The organism is Pseudomonas sp. Y3 TE3536, from assembly GCF_053629175.1.
In genome coordinates, this window is the sequence record NZ_JBRJHU010000001.1 from 2,010,533 (window position 1) to 2,026,032 (window position 15,500).

Sequence of the window (15,500 nt, forward strand, 5' to 3'; positions counted from 1 at the left end):
TTATAGAATCGGTGAGATCAACTGGGCTATTCGCATCCCGAGCTGTTGCAGCCGATGGGTGCTTCTGGTGCAGAAATCCCGTGCACCAGATCCTGGCTGTGAAGCCCTATGCCGATGGTCACCATGACCTGCCTTGGACCCGCGAGGACCTTTACCGCTGAACGTCCAACCTTTGTAGGAGCAGCCTTGTGCTGCGAAGAGGCCGGTGCAAGCACCATCGATTGCGGGTGCCTGCACTGGCCTCTTCGCAGCACAAGGCTGCTCCTACAAAGAATTGAGCTGCGCCCCAGATCTTGGGTACCCGTCCATTATCTGCCGTGATTTCCCGGGCTTGATCAAAGTCACGCAGCACCACGTTCTGGTGCACAAAGCCCGTGCACCAGATCCTGGCTGTGAAGCCCTACGCCGATGGTCGCCATGACCTGCCTTGAACCCGCGAGGACCTTTACCGCTGAACGTCCAACCTTTGTAGGAGCAGCCTTGCGCTGCGAAGAGGCCGGTGCAAGCACCATCGATTGAGGGTGCCTGCACTGGCCTCTTCGCAGCGCAAGGCTGCTCCTACAAAATGAGTAAGCCTGAAACTCAACTCAAAGAATCGGCGAGATCAGCCGGGCTATTGGCATCCCGAGCTGTTGCAACCGATGGGTGCTTCTGGTGCACAAAGCCCGTGCACCAGATCCTGGCTGTGAAGCCGTACGCCGATAGTCGCCATGACCTGCCTTGGACCCGCGAGGATCTTTACCGCTGAACGTCCAACCGACCTCTTCGCAGCGCAAGGCTGCTCCTACAAAGAATGAGTAAGTCTGAAACCCAACTTAAAGAATCGGCGAGATCAACCGGGCTATTCGCATCCCAAGCTGTTGCAGCCGATGGGTATCGAGACTGTCTTCTGGGGTGATTTCCCGGGCTTGATCAAAGTCACGCAGCAGCATCTGTTCGACCTGGTCGGCGAACACGCGATCGACGGTCAGCAAGGTGATTTCGAAGTTCAGGCGGAACGAACGGTTATCCAGGTTCGCACTGCCGATCGCGCTGACCTCGTCATCCACCAGCACCACCTTCTGGTGCAGAAAGCCCGGCAAGTAACGGAACATGCGCACACCGGCACGTACCGCTTCGAAGGCAAACAGGCTGGAGGCCGCGTAGACGATCCGGTGGTCGGGCCGTGACGGAATGAGGATGCGCACATCCACACCGCGCAGAACCGCCAGGCGCAACGCGGCAAAAACGGCCTCGTCCGGGATGAAGTAGGGGCTGGTGATCCACACCCGGCGTGTCGCCGAATGGATCGCTTCGAGGAAGAACAGCGAGCAGGTTTCCTGCGGGTCTGCCGGCCCGCTGGCGAGGGCTTGGCACAGTACGCCGTTCTCCGGGTAGGTGTCGGGCAGGATCAACGGCGGCAGCTGGCGCGTCGCCCAGTACCAGTCTTCGGCGAACGACTCCTGCAAACAGGCCAGTACCGGGCCACCGATCTGCACATGGGTATCGCGCCAGGGCGACAGTTGCGGGTGCTCACCCAAGTACTCGTCACCCACGTTGTGCCCGCCGATGAAACCCGTCAGGCCATCCACCACCACGATCTTGCGGTGGTTGCGGAAGTTGACCTGAAAGCGGTTGAACCAACCACGGCGTGTAGCGAAGGCATGAATCTCCACGCCACCGTCACGCAGTACCTGGCTGTAGCTGGCCGGCAAGGCATGGCTGCCAACGCGGTCATACAGCACGAAAACCTTCACGCCTTCAGCCGCTTTTCGCAACAGCAACTGCTGCAGTGCCTTGCCCAACGTGTCGTCGTGGATGATGAAGAACTGTACCAGCACCACGTCGCGGGCTTGATGGATGGCGGCGAAGATGGCATCGAAAGTCGCCTTGCCGTCGATCAACAGCTTTACCTGGTTGTTCGCCAGGCAAGGCATGCGCCCAAGTTTGGGCATGGCGCGCAGGGCGGCATAGCTTTCCGACTCGCGGGCGGTGAGGGCCTCTTCTACCCAGGGGCGCCAGTTCAGGTTGGCCATGGCCACGTGCATTTCCTGGTTGGCCTGGCGCCGTGCCTTGATGTAGGCGTAGAAGGAGCGGGCACCGAAGATCAGGTAGGGGATGAGCGTCAGGTAGGGAATGAAGACCAGGGGCATGGCCCAGGCAATCGCACCTTGGGCGGTGCGCACGGTGAACACTGCATGCAGTGCGGCGACAATGCCCAACAGGTGAATCAGGCCGAGCACATAACCGAAGAAGTAGGGGCTGTGGTAATCCATATGCATCCTGCTTGCCGAGTACACTGTGGGTAACAGAACACGTTCCAGGTGCGGCTTGCAACCTGCAGCTGGATTTGGCGTCTAAGCCTCAGCCCGGCCCGTTGGCCGGTTTTTTCCAGGAGCGTTCGTCCATGAAGATTCGTCTGCCACTGTTGGCGTTGGCCCTTGGCCTGAGCAGCCCATTGGTGCATGCACAGATGTTGCAGCCCGGCTTGTGGGAGCTGACCACCAGCAACATGCAGGTCGATGGCAAGCCGTTACCCGACATGGAGTTCATGCTCGGCCAGTTGAAAAACCTGCCGCCAGAGCAGCGCGCCATGATGGAAGGGGTGCTGGCAAAACAGGGTGTGACAGTGGGGGGCAAGGGCGTGCGCTCGTGCCTGACGCAAGAGCAGGTGGCAACCAACGATATCCCGCTGCAAGACCCGAAGTCGGGTTGCACGCAGAAGATTACCGACCGCACCGGTAATGTCTGGAAGTTCCAGTTCAGCTGCCCCAAGGCTCAGGGCACTGGGCAGGCTACCTTCCTCAGTGACAAGGAATTCACCACCCAGGTCAGTGGTACGTTCAACGCATCGGGCGTGCAGCAGCAAGGCAGCATGAACACCCGAGCCGTCTGGTTGGGCAATGATTGTGGCGCGGTCAAACCGCGCACGTGAGGTCCCATTGCCATTGGCTGGTGGCGACTGCGTCGTGGGCATGCAGGCTCTCCGCATGTTCCACGCGCAGCTTGAAGGCCGTGGCCCATTCTATTTGTCGCAACGATTGATGCAGTCGCCGAGCGGCGTCTTCGCAGAACATGAGGTTCTGCCCGTTGGCCAACGCGAACGCCTGTTCGTCCGCGCGCTTAACCGCCGTTTGCACAGCCGTACCCAAACTGGCCTCGACACGGTCGATCAACTCGGTAATCGGCAGCGCTAGCAAATTACGCTTCAGGCGCACGTGAATTTTCGCGCTACTGCGTTGGCTATGGGGCGTCGCAACGATGCCCTGGCTGCTGCCCAGCCACTCCAGCACGCTGTCTTTATCCAACTGCCCCTTTGCAAAGTCCGCCTGAAACTGCTGCTGAATCAGCTGCCTTGCGAGTGCTGCCGAGCACGGGCACGTCGATGAGTAAGGCACAGAAACAAATAGTTCCACGTGGAACACTTCACTTTCGATGCGGGCATCGAGGGTAATCGGATAGCTTTTCCAACCTGCCAATGGGCTGATCAGAGCTGGCCGTTTCAGCAGGTGCTCGAAGGTTAGGCGCAGATAGGCAGCGGAAGAGAGCCCTTCATGGCTGCTCAGAAAATCTGCCAGTAGCTGACGAATCGCTAAGGGAGTGAGTGGTTGATGCTCCAGTGATTCCAATGCCAAGTACAGGCGAGACATGTGGATACCACGTGAGCTGCCGTCCACCAGGCTCACGCCCGCGTCGACAGTGGCAGCGGCTATGCGACCTTCGAATTGCACAGGCACAGCGATCCCGCACATACCTACCCAGTCGAGGGGCAGGGCGTACTGTTGAGCTTGTGCGGCAATATCGGGAAGCGAGAGTTGGGTCATGTGTGATTCCAAACGAAAAGATCAGCGGCAACCGCCAATCAAGCTGCAGTGCAGGTTGAAGCGCTGCCCACTGGAGCTGGACACCCGGTTCAACGTGGTCCAGCCGATACGGCGGCTATAACCCACCCAAGCCTCGCCGTCGCTGGCCAAGCCGGTGTAGAAGGTCAACCCACCATAGCGGCTGTTGGTTTGCGCCCATGAGCGGCGGCTCACGTGCTCATAGCCACGCAGATAGAACGTGCTGCCTTCAGTGCGCACACTGTAGTAACTGCCCTTGCCATCCTGGCAGGCCAACAAGGTCGCGCTGCGGGTACACAGTGCCAACGGGTTGCTCTGTGGCATGGCTAGCAGCGTTGCGGGCATGGCCAGCAACAGCATCAGCACAGCGCGTGGCGGCTTCATTTTTCATCTCCGGCGATCACTCTTCCGACGAGAACAGCTTGGCGAAATTGTATTGTTACTTTATAACATTATGCAATGCATCGTTTCGAATGCGTCTGCCTGAAGAGGTTTCGCCATGCCCAACCGTCTCCCCGTTACCGTGCTGTCCGGCTTTCTTGGCGCCGGCAAGAGCACCTTGCTTAACCATGTACTGCGTAACCGCGACAACCTGCGCGTCGCGGTGATCGTCAACGACATGAGTGAAATCAACATCGATGCCAGCGAGGTGCAACGCAACGTCAGCCTGAACCGCGCAGAAGAAAAACTCGTCGAGATGAGCAACGGCTGCATCTGCTGCACGCTGCGCGAAGACCTGCTTGAGGAAGTGGCGCGGTTAGCCGAAGAAGGGCGCTTCGATTACTTGCTTATTGAGTCCACCGGCATATCCGAGCCGCTACCGGTGGCCGAGACGTTCACCTTTCGCGATGAACAGGGCCGCAGCCTGTCCGACATGGCCCGGCTGGACACCATGGTCACGGTGGTCGATGGCCTCAACTTTATGCGCGACTACCAGGCAGCGGACAGCCTGGCCAGCCGTGGCGAGACCCTGGGTGATGACGATGAGCGTTCGATCAGCGACCTGCTGATCGAGCAGGTCGAGTTCGCCGACGTGTTGCTGTTGAGCAAGATCGACTTGATCAGCCAGCACGAACGTGAAGAGCTCACGGCCATTCTGCGCAGCCTCAACGCCAGGGCGCAGATTGTGCCCATGGTGATGGGGGAGGTACCGCTGGCGCGCATCCTCGACACGGGCCTGTTCGACTTCGACCAGGCCGCACAAGCCCCCGGCTGGCTGCAGGAGTTGCGTGGCGCGCATGTGCCGGAAACCGAAGAGTACGGCATCGCCGCCAGCACCTGGCAAGCGAGGCGCCCACTTCATCCACAACGCTTTTTCGACTTTATCCACAAGCCCTGGAGCAACGGCAGGCTGCTGCGTTCGAAAGGTTTTTTCTGGCTTGCCAGCAAGTATCAGGAGGCCGGTAGCTGGTCTCAGGCAGGGGGCATGATGCGCCATGGCATGGCCGGTCGCTGGTGGCGATTCGTGCCGCGTGAACAGTGGCCGCAGGATGTGGATAACGCCGAGGCGATACTGAAATATTGGACTGTGGAGACGGGTGACTGCCGCCAGGAATTGGTGTTCATCGGGCAAAATATCGACTTCGAAAAGTTATCCACAGAGCTTGAAAGCTGCCTGTTGACGGATGCAGAAATGGAATTAGGGCCGATGGGTTGGTTACGTCTGCCCGACCCATTCGGCCCTTGGCATGAAGAGGCGGCAGCATGAACCTCGCGCGTAGCCCTGTGGATATCTTTCAGGTGTTCGGTGATTCGCCTCAGGTGCTGACCGAGGTTCTGCAGGACGGCGTAAACCTGGCGGTATGGCGTCGGCGCTTGCCGGCCCAGCTGGAGGATTTTGCACAGCTGGTCATAAGCCTCGGCCAACCCTTGGCTGACCAGCGCGTAATCGATGTAGACGAACAGCAGATGCCGGCGTTGACCGGCCTGTTGCGCGAAGCTGCCGACCTGCAAGGCTATGAGAGCTTCGTCGCCGATGTCAGCTGGCTGGTGGCTGCCTATACCTGCCTGCTCGGCGCGCGCCGAGTGGGCCTGCGCCTGCGTGTGCTGCAAGGGCCGATGTGCCCGCGCTTCCATGTGGACCACGTGCCGGTGCGCTTGCTTACCAGCTATGCAGGCCACGGTAGCGAGTGGCTGAAAGAAGGCGCTGTGGATCGGCGCGAACTGCACCTGGCCGTTCCACCTGTGGATAACATTCAGTGCCTGCAGGCAGGCGAAGTGGCCGTGCTGAAAGGCGAAAAGTGGCAGGGCAACGAGGGCGCTGCGTTGGTTCATCGCTCCCCCTCCGGGCGCCAAGGGCGCTTGTTGCTCAGCCTTGACTGGCTGGCGTGACGGCGCATAGTGAGGCGAACCTCCAGCCTGAAGCCATGCCATGTTGCAGAACATCCCTACCCACGTGATTGCCGGCCCATTGGGCGCCGGCAAGACCACGCTCATCGGTCATTTGCTGGCCCAGCGCCCTGCCGGTGAGCGTTGGGCCGTGTTGATCAATGAGTTCGGCCTGGTGGGGCTCGATGCCGCCTTGCTAAGCCGCGACGAGGACGGCATCGCCATCGGTGAAGTCGCTGGGGGCTGCCTGTGCTGCGTCAATGGCATGCCGTTCCAGGTGGGCTTGGGCCGGCTGTTGCGCAAGGCCCGACCTGATCGATTGTTCATCGAGCCCTCCGGCCTAGGCCATCCGTTGCAGTTGCTCGCTCAACTTCAGCAAGCACCTTGGGTTGGAGTGCTGACAATCCAGCCACTTCTCATGGTTGTGGATGCTCAGAAAATGCTCCGCGACGAGCCGCTTCCAGAGGCTCAACTGCACGCTTTCGAGGCTTCCCAGACAGTGGTTTTCAACAAATCAGAGGCTGTGGATGAATATCATAGGTTGTTGATAACTAAGAGATTTACACAAAAAGATATTGTTTGGACAAGCCAGGGGATACTGCCCATTTCGCGGCTTCCAATTTCATCCACAGGCGCTATTTCGCCGCCAGATGTGGATAACAAGATTGTCGACAATCTGGGAAATACGCCTGCAACCCTATGGAATAAGCCCAATGAGCCGATCTGCAGTGCGCAGCAAGGGGAGGGAGGTTGGAGTATTGGCTGGCGCTGGCATCCCAGCCAGCAATTTTATCCACAACGCGTATTAGCGTTTTTGCACGCCTGGCCGTGGCGCCGTGCCAAGGGAGTTATCCACACAGGGCAAGGCTGGCAGTCTTTCAATGGGCTGGATGGGGTGCTGCCGGACTGGCAGCCGAGCGACTGGCGCAGGGATACGCGCATCGAGCTGATTTTTGATCACGCTCAACCGCAGCCGGCCCTGGAGGCCGGCTTGAAGGAATGCCTTATGCGTTGATCAGCGCCAGCGGTTGTGCTCTTGGCGCCACTGCTGCATCTCGATCACATTGTCAGTGCGCGGTGGCGTCTTGATCTCGAACGGGTAGGGCGCCAGTTCGATCTGCACGCTGTGGGCGCCGAACTGGGTGACGGTGCCGGGGTGACGCTGCTCACCCGTCACGGTGAACTCGAAGGCATAGATGCGCGCCAGGCGCTTTTTGCCGTTGGCGTCACGGACAAAGGCGATGCGCTTGAGGGCAACGGCATCGTCGAGCAGTTCGAGGTCGAGCTTGGCGCAATGCTGCTTGACCCGCTCCAAGGCTTTCTCGCGCAACCCATGGTTGTGCCACAACCAAGCGCCTGCCGTGGCGACCAGCATCAGGACGAAGAGATTCTCCAGGGTCAACATTTGCGTATGCTCCAAACAGGTCGAACCAGCTTAACTGCGTCCCTGGCCTGTCGTACAGGTGGCAATCGAGTTCATACTGCGCTGCGCACAATCCTTGAAACAGCTTTGGAAATCTCCCGCATGAAACGTACCCCGCACCTGCTCGCCATCCAGTCACATGTGGTGTTCGGCCACGCCGGCAACAGCGCCGCGGTGTTTCCCATGCAGCGTATTGGGGTCAATGTCTGGCCGCTCAATACCGTGCAGTTTTCCAATCATACTCAGTATGGCCAGTGGGCAGGCGACGTGCTTGCTCCAGCGCAAATTCCTGCGTTGGTGGAAGGCATTTCCAACATCGGCGAACTGGGCCACTGCGATGCGGTGCTTTCTGGCTACCTGGGCAGTGCCGAACAGGGGCGGGCGATCCTGGCGGGGGTCGAGCGCATCAAGGGCGTGAACCCCAAAGCCCTGTACCTGTGCGACCCGGTCATGGGCCACCCCGAGAAAGGCTGCATCGTGCCGCAGGAAGTGAGCGAGTTTCTGCTTGAAGAAGCGGCCGCCCGGGCCGACATCCTTTGCCCTAATCAGCTGGAGCTGGACAGTTTTTGTGGCCGCCGTGCGCAGTCGCTGGAAGATTGCGTGCAGATGGCGCGCAGCCTGCTCGCGCGCGGGCCGAGAGTGGTGCTGGTGAAGCACCTGGCGTATCCCGGGCGCGCCGAGGACCAGTTCGAGATGCTGTTGGTGACCGCCGAAGACAGCTGGCACCTGCGCCGCCCGCTGCTGGCTTTCCCGCGTCAGCCGGTGGGCGTGGGCGACCTGACGTCCGGCCTGTTCCTGGCCCGTGTGCTGCTTGGCGACACGTGGCTGCAGGCATTCGAGTTCACGGCCTCGGCAGTGCATGAAGTGCTGCTCGAAACCCAAGCCTGTGCCAGCTACGAACTGCAGCTGGTGCGGGCCCAGGATCGTATCGCCCACCCGCGCGTGCGCTTCGAGGCGCAGCGCCTGGCGCTTTAAACGGCGTCGGTCTTGAGGTCCTGGTAGCGCTTTTCCAGCTCCTGGCGGATTTGCCGGCGTTGTTGGCCCTGCAGGAACCGGCGCTTCTCCTCGCTGCTGTGCGGTTGGCGCGGCGGCACCGCTACCGGGCGGCGGTTGTCATCGACCGCCACCATGGTGAAGAAGCAGCTGTTGGAATGGCGTACCGAGCGTTCCCGGATGTTTTCGGTCACCACCTTGATGCCCACCTCCATCGAGGTGTTGCCGGTGTAGTTGACCGATGCGAGGAACGTCACCAGTTCACCCACGTGTACGGGTTCACGGAAGATCACCTGGTCGACCGACAGGGTCACCACGTAGCTGCCGGCGTAGCGGCTTGCACAGGCATAGGCGACTTCGTCCAGGTATTTGAGCAAGGTGCCGCCATGCACGTTGCCGGAGAAGTTGGCCATGTCCGGGGTCATCAGGACGGTCATGCTCAGCTGGGCGTTTCCAGGTTCCATAGTGTGCTCACGGTGAGGTTGCGCTGAATCGGGGCGGGTATCTGCTGACACGTTCTGTTTCCCCTCTTTGAGTTTGCCTGCCTGGTACGGGACGTTGGCTGATGCGCCATGGTCACGCTGATCACGCCATCGGCGGCGGTTAACCTGCCGATCTGTTTCTACATATTGCACCGGCGTTATGCGGCGGGGTGCGATGTTAACCTGAGTACGCCCATGCAACATGGGCTTTCCTGCATTCAATACAGTATGTACTTGCTGCTCGCTCGGTTTGCCTTGGCAGAGGAGCGGTCTGCCCGGGCATTCGATAAAAGGAGTATCGCGCCATGCATGCCATCAGCTTCATCCAGGACCTGGCAGTGATCATGCTGGTTGCCGGGGTGGTCACGATTCTCTTCCACCGCCTCAAGCAACCCGTCGTGTTGGGCTATATCGTCGCCGGCTTCATCATCGGCCCACACACACCGCCGTTTGGCCTGATCCACGATGAAGACACCATCAAGACCCTCGCCGAGCTCGGGGTGATCTTCCTGATGTTCTGCTTGGGGCTCGAGTTCAGCCTGCGCAAGCTGTTCAAGGTCGGCGCCACAGCGTTTATCGCGGCGTTCCTGGAAATCGTGCTGATGATCTGGATCGGGTTCGAGATCGGTCGCTGGTTCGGTTGGAACACCATGGATTCGTTGTTCCTCGGCGCAATCCTGGCGATCTCCTCGACCACCATCATCGTCAAGGCGCTCAACGACCTGAAGATGAAGAACGAGCGCTTCGCTCAACTGATATTCGGCGTGCTGATCGTCGAGGATATCCTCGGTATCGGCATCATCGCCTTGCTCTCGGGCATCGCCGTCAGCGGCACGGTCAGCTCTGGCGAGGTGTTTTCCACGGTCGGCAAGCTGTCGCTGTTCATGATTGTCGCGCTGGTCATCGGCATCTTGCTGGTGCCACGGCTGTTGGCCTATGTGGCGAAATTCGAAAGCAACGAGATGTTGCTGATTACCGTGTTGGGCCTGTGTTTCGGGTTCTGCCTGCTGGTGGTGAAGCTGGAATACAGCATGGTCCTGGGCGCCTTCCTGATTGGCGCGATCATGGCCGAGTCGCGCCAGCTGCTGAAGATCGAGCAACTGATCGAGCCGGTACGTGACCTGTTCAGCGCCATTTTCTTTGTCGCCATCGGCCTGATGATCGACCCTCAGGTACTGATCGACTACGCCTGGCCGATCGTGGTCATCACCTTGGCGGTAGTACTTGGCAAGATGCTGTCCTGTGGCATGGGGGCGTTTATCGCTGGCAATGATGGCCGCACTTCGTTGCGTGTCGGCATGGGGCTTTCGCAGATCGGCGAGTTCTCGTTCATCATCGCCGCGCTGGGCATGACCCTGCAGGTCACCAGTGATTTCCTTTATCCAGTGGCGGTTGCTGTTTCGGCCATTACCACACTGCTGACGCCTTATCTGATCCGTGCGGCCGACCCCCTGTCATTGAAGCTGGGTAAGGTGGTGCCGAGCCGTCTGGCGCGTGTGCTGTCGCTGTATGGCGAATGGTTGCGCAACATTCAGCCGCAAGGTGAGGGTGCCATGCTGGCAGCCATGATCCGCCGCATCCTGTTGCAGGTTGGCGTTAACCTGGCGCTGGTGATTGCCATCTTCTTCAGCGGTGGTTACTTCGCTGGGCGCATTGGCAACTGGCTCAGTGAGTGGTTCACCGATGTCAGCCAGCAAAAGGCGATGATCTGGGGGGCGGCATTGCTGCTGTCGCTGCCGTTCCTGATTGCGGCCTATCGCAAGCTCAAGGCGCTGTCGATGCTGCTGGCGGAAATGGGCGTTAAGCCTGAAATGGCGGGGCGTCACACCCAGCGTGTGCGGCGTGTGATTGCCGAGGTGATCCCGCTGCTGTCGCTGCTGGTGATCTTCCTGCTGTTGTCGGCGCTGTCGGCGAGCATCCTGCCTACCAGTGAACTGCTATTGGTCATTGCGGTGGTGGCGGCAGTGGTGGTGGCTTTGCTGTGGCGTTGGTTTATCCGCGTGCACACGCGCATGCAGATTGCCTTGCTGGAGACGCTGGAAAACAGCCGCGAGAATTCGCACTGAGGAGGTAATGCTCTCTGCGCAAGATTTCACCGTCGTCCGAGGGGATGGAGCGGTAGCGATGTCGCCAGGCGCAGAAAGCCTGGCGATTTTAATCGCATTAATGGCTATGAGCCATTGTTTTTCCTGGCGATATTTCTGATGCTTTTGTAGGAGCGGCCTTGTGTCGCGAAAGGGTCGCGAAGCGGCCCCGGCAATTTATGTCACAACAGAAACCTGGGGCCGCTACGCAGCCCTTTCGCGACACAAGGCCGCTCCTACAAGAGCGTGATCAGCTTTCCAGCCAGACGTCCCGGGCCCAGTGCCAGACGGACTCCCAGCTGTCTTCAAGGACGATTTCTTCTTCGGCGTCCCACAGCACGACAGTGCCGTCTTCTTCCACGCAGTAATAGTTATCACCGTCCTGGCAGATCGGGATCAGCTCGCGCGGCACGCCGGCATCCCAGGCATTGGATGCAACATCCGGCAGGTAGGTATGCGACTGCGGGTCGGTGACCGTGACCGGTTCCAGCGAACCGTAGACCACATCACTGACGGTCAGCAGGAACTCCTTGAACACGAAGGGAATGTTGATGAACAGCTGCTCTTCGATTTCTACCAGCTGATCTTCATCGGGAAGCTCCAAAGGTACCGGTACCGGTTCATTGGCTTCACGGAGTTGTTCGATCACTTCTTCCACGGTTCACTTCCTCTTACCTGATGACAACGCTGCGCGTTATACCCTAGTAGCCCACTGTGGCAAAAGCAAAAACCCCGGGACAAGGCCCGGGGTTTTTGTAGTGCGCCTGTCGGTTAGCCGTTTTGACGGATACCGGCGACCAGCCAAGGCTGGTTCTCGCCCTGGGCGCGAACCATGTGCCAGCTTTCGCTGAACACTTCGCCCTGGTCGAAGCGCGAGGTCTTCGACACGCCACGGAAGGTCAGGGTGGCGTCGGTACGGTCGGCGCGGTCGTCTACACCGTCCAGCTGCACTTCGAGGTTGTCGATGTAGGTGGCCTGGAAGCCATCACCCAACTCGGCACGTTCGCGCTTGAGGAACTCGAGCATCTGCGGCGTGACGAACTCGGCGATCTTGTCCATCTCGTTGGCATCCCAGTGCTGCTGCAGCGACTGGAAGTGGCTTTGCGCGGCAGCCAGGAAGCTCTGCTCGTTGAACCAGGCCGGTGCGTTGATCACCGGAGCGGCTGCAGCGGCAGGTGCGGCCGAACCGCCGAAGACCGACGGCTGGGCAGGCTGTGCGTGGGCTTCACGCTGGAACGGCGCATGGCCCGGTGCGGCCATTTGCGGCTGCTGCTGGCGGCGACGCGCGGCAATGAAGCGGAACACCAGGAAGGCGATCAGGCCCATGATCAGGAAGTCCATGATCTGCATGCCCTGGAAGCCGTCACCCATGAACATGGAGGCCAGCAGGCCACCGGCGGCGAGGCCGGCCAGTGGGCCCAGCCAGCGCGAAGCACCGCTGGCGGCAGCCGGTGCACGGCCTGGCGCGGTCGGCGCGGCGGCAGGCGTGGTTGGCGTGGCCTGACGGGTCTGGTGAATAGGCGCGGAGCCCGAGCTCTTGCCGCCGCCGAACCGCTTGGCGTTGGCGTCCAGGCTCAGCGTCAAGCCGACGCAGAGCGCCAGAGCGATGCTAAGAAAACGTTGCATAAGTGGGATATCCCCTGTTGTGGATTGCACGCGCGTCATGGTGCACAGGTTCCCGGGCACATGACCAGCGACATAATGTTTCGAGCTTTTGCCTGAATGTTACAAGGCGGTGCCTACACCGCCTCGAGCTTGGCGTACCCCAGCATCAGCCACTTGCTGCCTTCAGCAAAATTCACCTGCACACGTGCCTGGGCGCCAGAGCCTTCGAAGTTGAGGATAACCCCTTCGCCGAACACCGCATGCTGCACCCGCTGCCCGAGATTGAAGGCGGTCTGCGGAATGTTGGCATTGGCGAACAGGTTGCTGGTGGTGGCCTTCGCCCCGCCGAACGGGCGGCTGACGCTGTTGGACAGGCGCACTTCCTGGACCAGGCCTGCCGGAATCTCGCGTACGAAACGCGACACCTTGTTGTAGGTCTCGCTGCCATACAGGCGACGTGTCTCGGCGTAGGTCATGACCAGCTGGCGCATGGCGCGGGTAATGCCCACGTAGGCCAGGCGGCGTTCCTCTTCAAGGCGGCCAGGCTCTTCCAGGCTCATCTTGTGCGGGAACAGGCCTTCTTCCATGCCCACCAGGAACACGTAGGGGAATTCCAGGCCTTTGGCGCTGTGCAAGGTCATCAGCTGAATGCTGTCTTCATGCTCGTCGGCCTGGGTATCGCCCGCTTCGAGCGACGCGTGGCCAAGGAAGGCGGAGAGCGGCGAGAGGTCGGCGTCTTCGTCGCTGGACTCGAAGTTGCGCGCAGCGCTGACCAGTTCCTCAAGGTTTTCTACCCGTGCCTGGCCCTTTTCACCCTTTTCTTCCTGGTGATAGAGGATCAGGCCGGACTGTTCGATGGTGACCTGGGTCATGGTATGCAGTGGCATGTCCACAACCTTGGCGGCCAAGCCCTCGATCAACTCGATGAACGCCCCCAGGGCGCTGGCGGCGCGGCCCTTGAGGGCTTTGGCGGCGATCAGTTGGCACATCGCCTCCCACATCGACAGCTGGCTGTGGCGGGCGTGGTCGCGGATGGCTTCGACGGTTTTTTCGCCGATACCGCGCGGTGGCACGTTGATGACCCGCTCCAGCGCTGCGTCGTTGCCACGGCCTTCGAGCAGGCGCAGGTAGGCCATGGCGTTCTTGATTTCGGCACGTTCGAAGAAGCGCTGGCCGCCGTAGATGCGGTACGGAATGCGTTCGCGCAGTAGGGCTTCTTCCAGCACGCGCGACTGGGCGTTGGAGCGGTACAGAATGGCGATTTCGTTGCGCGCATTGCCTTGCTTGATCAGGCTCTCGATGGTTTCCACCACGTAGCGCGCTTCATCGTGTTCGTTGTAGGCCGCGTACAGGGTCAGCGGTTCGCCTTCGCCCATGTCGGTCCACAGCTCTTTGCCCAGGCGCCCGCTGTTGTTGGCGATCAAGGCGTTGGCTGCCTTGAGGATGCCGCCGGTGGAGCGGTAGTTCTGCTCCAGGCGGATCATCTCGGCGTCGGGGAAGTCGGCTGTGTACTGGTGGATGTTTTCGATCTTGGCGCCGCGCCAGCCGTAGATCGACTGGTCGTCGTCACCCACCGCCATCAGGCTGTCGCCACCGCGCGCGAGCAGGCGCAACCAGGCGTACTGCACGGCGTTGGTGTCCTGGAACTCGTCCACCAGCACATGACGGAAGCGCCGCTGGTAATGCTCCAGCAGGCCAGGGTGATCGCGCCACAGGTCCAGGGCACGCAGCAGCAGCTCGGAGAAGTCGATGACCCCGGCGCGCTCACAGGCCTGTTCGTAGGCGGTGTAGACGTCGCGCATGGTCGACAGGAACAGGTCACCGCCGGGCTGGATATGCTGGGGGCGCAGGCCTTCGTCTTTCTGCCCGTTGATGAACCACTGCGCCTGGCGTGCTGGCCACTTCTGCTCATCGAGGCCAAGCTCGCGCATCACCCGCTTGACCAGGCGCTGCTGGTCATCGCTGTCGAGAATCTGGAAGTTCTGCACCAGCCGGGCTTCCTGCCAGTGCGCGCGCAGCAGGCGATGGGCCAGGCCGTGGAAGGTGCCGACCCACATGCCCGCCGGGTTTATCCCCAGCAACTGCTCGATCCGCTGGCGCATTTCTGCCGCGGCCTTGTTGGTGAAGGTCACCGACAAGATCGAGTGCGGCGAGGCCTGCTCGACCTGGATCAGCCAGGCGATGCGGTGCACCAGCACGCGGGTTTTACCGGAACCGGCGCCGGCAAGCACCAGTTGACGCCCGAGCGAGGCGGCTACGGCCTGGCGTTGGGCGTCATTGAGGGAGTTCAGCAGGAGGGAGAGGTCATCTGTGCGCATCGGGCCATTCTAGGGCGAGGCAAGGGATGGGGCAAACGTCTACTGTATAAATGTTCACCCTGCAGGCCCACCGTTCATCCGAGCGCTCGAGCAAGGGCCTGCCTTAAAGGCAGGCCGGGTGCTCAGTAGGTCACCATGATCTCGCTGATGCTGGTGATCAGGGCGCCATCGTGAAAGATGTCTACCTTGGGGATGTTGCTGTGGTCGCCAGGCATGTTGAAGCTCACCGGCTTTTGCGTGACCACCTGTGGATAAATGCCTTGGTCGGTTTCGAGCGTCAATTCAAGTGCCAGCGCGAAGGACTTGTCTTGCATCTTGCGCAGGCTCAGGGTCGGGTGGATACCGGGGTGGCCAACCATGACGCTGCCGGATACGCGAAATGCGGTAGCGCCAGGCATGTTGTCCATTTGGGCTACCCAGCCTTTGGTGTCGAGGGTCATGTTTCT

At 60.4% G+C, this 15,500-nt stretch carries 15 protein-coding genes; 6 read left to right on the plus strand and 9 right to left on the minus strand.

Annotated features, from left to right (window positions below; all coding sequences use genetic code 11):
• Window positions 1–815: 815 nt before the first annotated feature.
• Window positions 816–2,255: a cardiolipin synthase gene (gene cls / locus AB7M33_RS09090; protein ID WP_027592086.1), complete on the minus strand. Its 1,440-nt coding sequence runs from the start codon at window positions 2,253–2,255 to the stop codon at window positions 816–818.
• Window positions 2,256–2,386: 131 nt separating this feature from the next.
• On the opposite strand from cls, the gene AB7M33_RS09095 reads away from it, so the two are divergent.
• Window positions 2,387–2,914, plus strand: coding sequence for a DUF3617 domain-containing protein (locus AB7M33_RS09095; protein WP_099430837.1), 528 nt, complete (start codon window positions 2,387–2,389; stop codon window positions 2,912–2,914).
• On the opposite strand, the gene folE2 is transcribed toward AB7M33_RS09095, so the two are convergent.
• Together folE2 and AB7M33_RS09105 are read right to left on the minus strand one after the other, a co-directional pair.
• Entirely contained in the window at window positions 2,898–3,803 is a 906-nt protein-coding gene (gene folE2 / locus AB7M33_RS09100) for a GTP cyclohydrolase FolE2 (RefSeq protein WP_454242741.1), read from the minus strand. The genes AB7M33_RS09095 and folE2 overlap by 17 nt on opposite strands.
• 21 nt (window positions 3,804–3,824) lie before the next feature.
• On the minus strand, window positions 3,825–4,205 hold the full coding sequence (locus AB7M33_RS09105) for a glutamine synthetase (protein ID WP_186679328.1): 381 nt from the start codon (window positions 4,203–4,205) through the stop codon (window positions 3,825–3,827).
• Between the two features lie 115 nt (window positions 4,206–4,320).
• On the opposite strand from AB7M33_RS09105, the gene zigA reads away from it, so the two are divergent.
• The 3 genes from zigA to AB7M33_RS09120 are packed head-to-tail and all read left to right on the plus strand — an operon-like array spanning window position 4,321 to window position 7,164.
• Window positions 4,321–5,529, plus strand: a complete 1,209-nt coding sequence (zigA, locus tag AB7M33_RS09110; protein ID WP_454242742.1) for a zinc metallochaperone GTPase ZigA — start codon at window positions 4,321–4,323, stop codon at window positions 5,527–5,529.
• Window positions 5,526–6,152, plus strand: a complete 627-nt coding sequence (locus AB7M33_RS09115; protein ID WP_454242743.1) for a DUF1826 domain-containing protein — start codon at window positions 5,526–5,528, stop codon at window positions 6,150–6,152. The genes zigA and AB7M33_RS09115 overlap by 4 nt, the downstream gene beginning before the upstream one ends.
• 40 nt (window positions 6,153–6,192) lie before the next feature.
• Complete coding sequence (locus tag AB7M33_RS09120; RefSeq protein ID WP_454242744.1) at window positions 6,193–7,164, plus strand: CobW family GTP-binding protein; 972 nt, start codon at window positions 6,193–6,195, stop codon at window positions 7,162–7,164.
• Here the strand turns inward: AB7M33_RS09120 and AB7M33_RS09125 are convergent, their stop codons facing one another.
• Entirely contained in the window at window positions 7,165–7,554 is a 390-nt protein-coding gene (locus AB7M33_RS09125) for a DUF3301 domain-containing protein (RefSeq protein WP_027592093.1), read from the minus strand.
• Between the two features lie 120 nt (window positions 7,555–7,674).
• Between AB7M33_RS09125 and pdxY the strand changes: the two genes are divergently transcribed.
• Window positions 7,675–8,547 carry a pyridoxal kinase PdxY gene (gene pdxY, locus AB7M33_RS09130; RefSeq protein WP_085272148.1) on the plus strand — a complete coding sequence of 291 codons (873 nt, stop codon included), beginning with the start codon at window positions 7,675–7,677 and terminating at the stop codon, window positions 8,545–8,547.
• Here pdxY and AB7M33_RS09135 read toward each other — a convergent pair.
• A complete protein-coding gene (locus AB7M33_RS09135) occupies window positions 8,544–9,029 on the minus strand; it encodes an acyl-CoA thioesterase (RefSeq protein ID WP_027592095.1) in 486 nt (161 codons plus the stop codon). The two genes, pdxY and AB7M33_RS09135, sit on opposite strands and share 4 nt — an antisense overlap.
• A 323-nt stretch (window positions 9,030–9,352) precedes the next feature.
• Between AB7M33_RS09135 and AB7M33_RS09140 the strand changes: the two genes are divergently transcribed.
• Complete coding sequence (locus tag AB7M33_RS09140; RefSeq protein ID WP_099430831.1) at window positions 9,353–11,113, plus strand: cation:proton antiporter; 1,761 nt, start codon at window positions 9,353–9,355, stop codon at window positions 11,111–11,113.
• Window positions 11,114–11,381: 268 nt separating this feature from the next.
• Here the strand turns inward: AB7M33_RS09140 and AB7M33_RS09145 are convergent, their stop codons facing one another.
• From AB7M33_RS09145 to AB7M33_RS09160, 4 genes are all read right to left on the minus strand, one after another.
• Complete coding sequence (locus AB7M33_RS09145; protein ID WP_099455749.1) at window positions 11,382–11,789, minus strand: SMI1/KNR4 family protein; 408 nt, start codon at window positions 11,787–11,789, stop codon at window positions 11,382–11,384.
• Between the two features lie 113 nt (window positions 11,790–11,902).
• A complete protein-coding gene (locus AB7M33_RS09150; RefSeq protein ID WP_027592098.1) occupies window positions 11,903–12,757 on the minus strand; it encodes a Tim44 domain-containing protein in 855 nt (284 codons plus the stop codon).
• A 113-nt stretch (window positions 12,758–12,870) separates the two neighbouring features.
• A complete protein-coding gene (gene uvrD / locus AB7M33_RS09155; RefSeq protein ID WP_099430829.1) occupies window positions 12,871–15,054 on the minus strand; it encodes a DNA helicase II in 2,184 nt (727 codons plus the stop codon).
• A 122-nt stretch (window positions 15,055–15,176) separates the two neighbouring features.
• Entirely contained in the window at window positions 15,177–15,494 is a 318-nt protein-coding gene (locus AB7M33_RS09160) for a hypothetical protein (protein WP_186679338.1), read from the minus strand.
• Between the last annotated feature and the right edge of the window lie 6 nt (window positions 15,495–15,500).

Coding starts and splice junctions, on each gene's coding strand:
- AB7M33_RS09125 (WP_027592093.1), bottom strand. CDS start 7,554: ATGTTGACCCTGGAGAATCTCTTCGTCCTGATGCTGGTCGCCACGGCA.
- AB7M33_RS09105 (WP_186679328.1), bottom strand. CDS start 4,205: ATGAAGCCGCCACGCGCTGTGCTGATGCTGTTGCTGGCCATGCCCGCA.
- AB7M33_RS09160 (WP_186679338.1), bottom strand. CDS start 15,494: ATGACCCTCGACACCAAAGGCTGGGTAGCCCAAATGGACAACATGCCT.
- AB7M33_RS09150 (WP_027592098.1), bottom strand. CDS start 12,757: ATGCAACGTTTTCTTAGCATCGCTCTGGCGCTCTGCGTCGGCTTGACG.
- AB7M33_RS09135 (WP_027592095.1), bottom strand. CDS start 9,029: ATGGAACCTGGAAACGCCCAGCTGAGCATGACCGTCCTGATGACCCCG.
- AB7M33_RS09115 (WP_454242743.1), top strand. CDS start 5,526: ATGAACCTCGCGCGTAGCCCTGTGGATATCTTTCAGGTGTTCGGTGAT.
- folE2 (WP_454242741.1), bottom strand. CDS start 3,803: ATGACCCAACTCTCGCTTCCCGATATTGCCGCACAAGCTCAACAGTAC.
- uvrD (WP_099430829.1), bottom strand. CDS start 15,054: ATGCGCACAGATGACCTCTCCCTCCTGCTGAACTCCCTCAATGACGCC.
- AB7M33_RS09095 (WP_099430837.1), top strand. CDS start 2,387: ATGAAGATTCGTCTGCCACTGTTGGCGTTGGCCCTTGGCCTGAGCAGC.
- AB7M33_RS09140 (WP_099430831.1), top strand. CDS start 9,353: ATGCATGCCATCAGCTTCATCCAGGACCTGGCAGTGATCATGCTGGTT.
- cls (WP_027592086.1), bottom strand. CDS start 2,255: ATGGATTACCACAGCCCCTACTTCTTCGGTTATGTGCTCGGCCTGATT.
- zigA (WP_454242742.1), top strand. CDS start 4,321: ATGCCCAACCGTCTCCCCGTTACCGTGCTGTCCGGCTTTCTTGGCGCC.
- pdxY (WP_085272148.1), top strand. CDS start 7,675: ATGAAACGTACCCCGCACCTGCTCGCCATCCAGTCACATGTGGTGTTC.
- AB7M33_RS09120 (WP_454242744.1), top strand. CDS start 6,193: ATGTTGCAGAACATCCCTACCCACGTGATTGCCGGCCCATTGGGCGCC.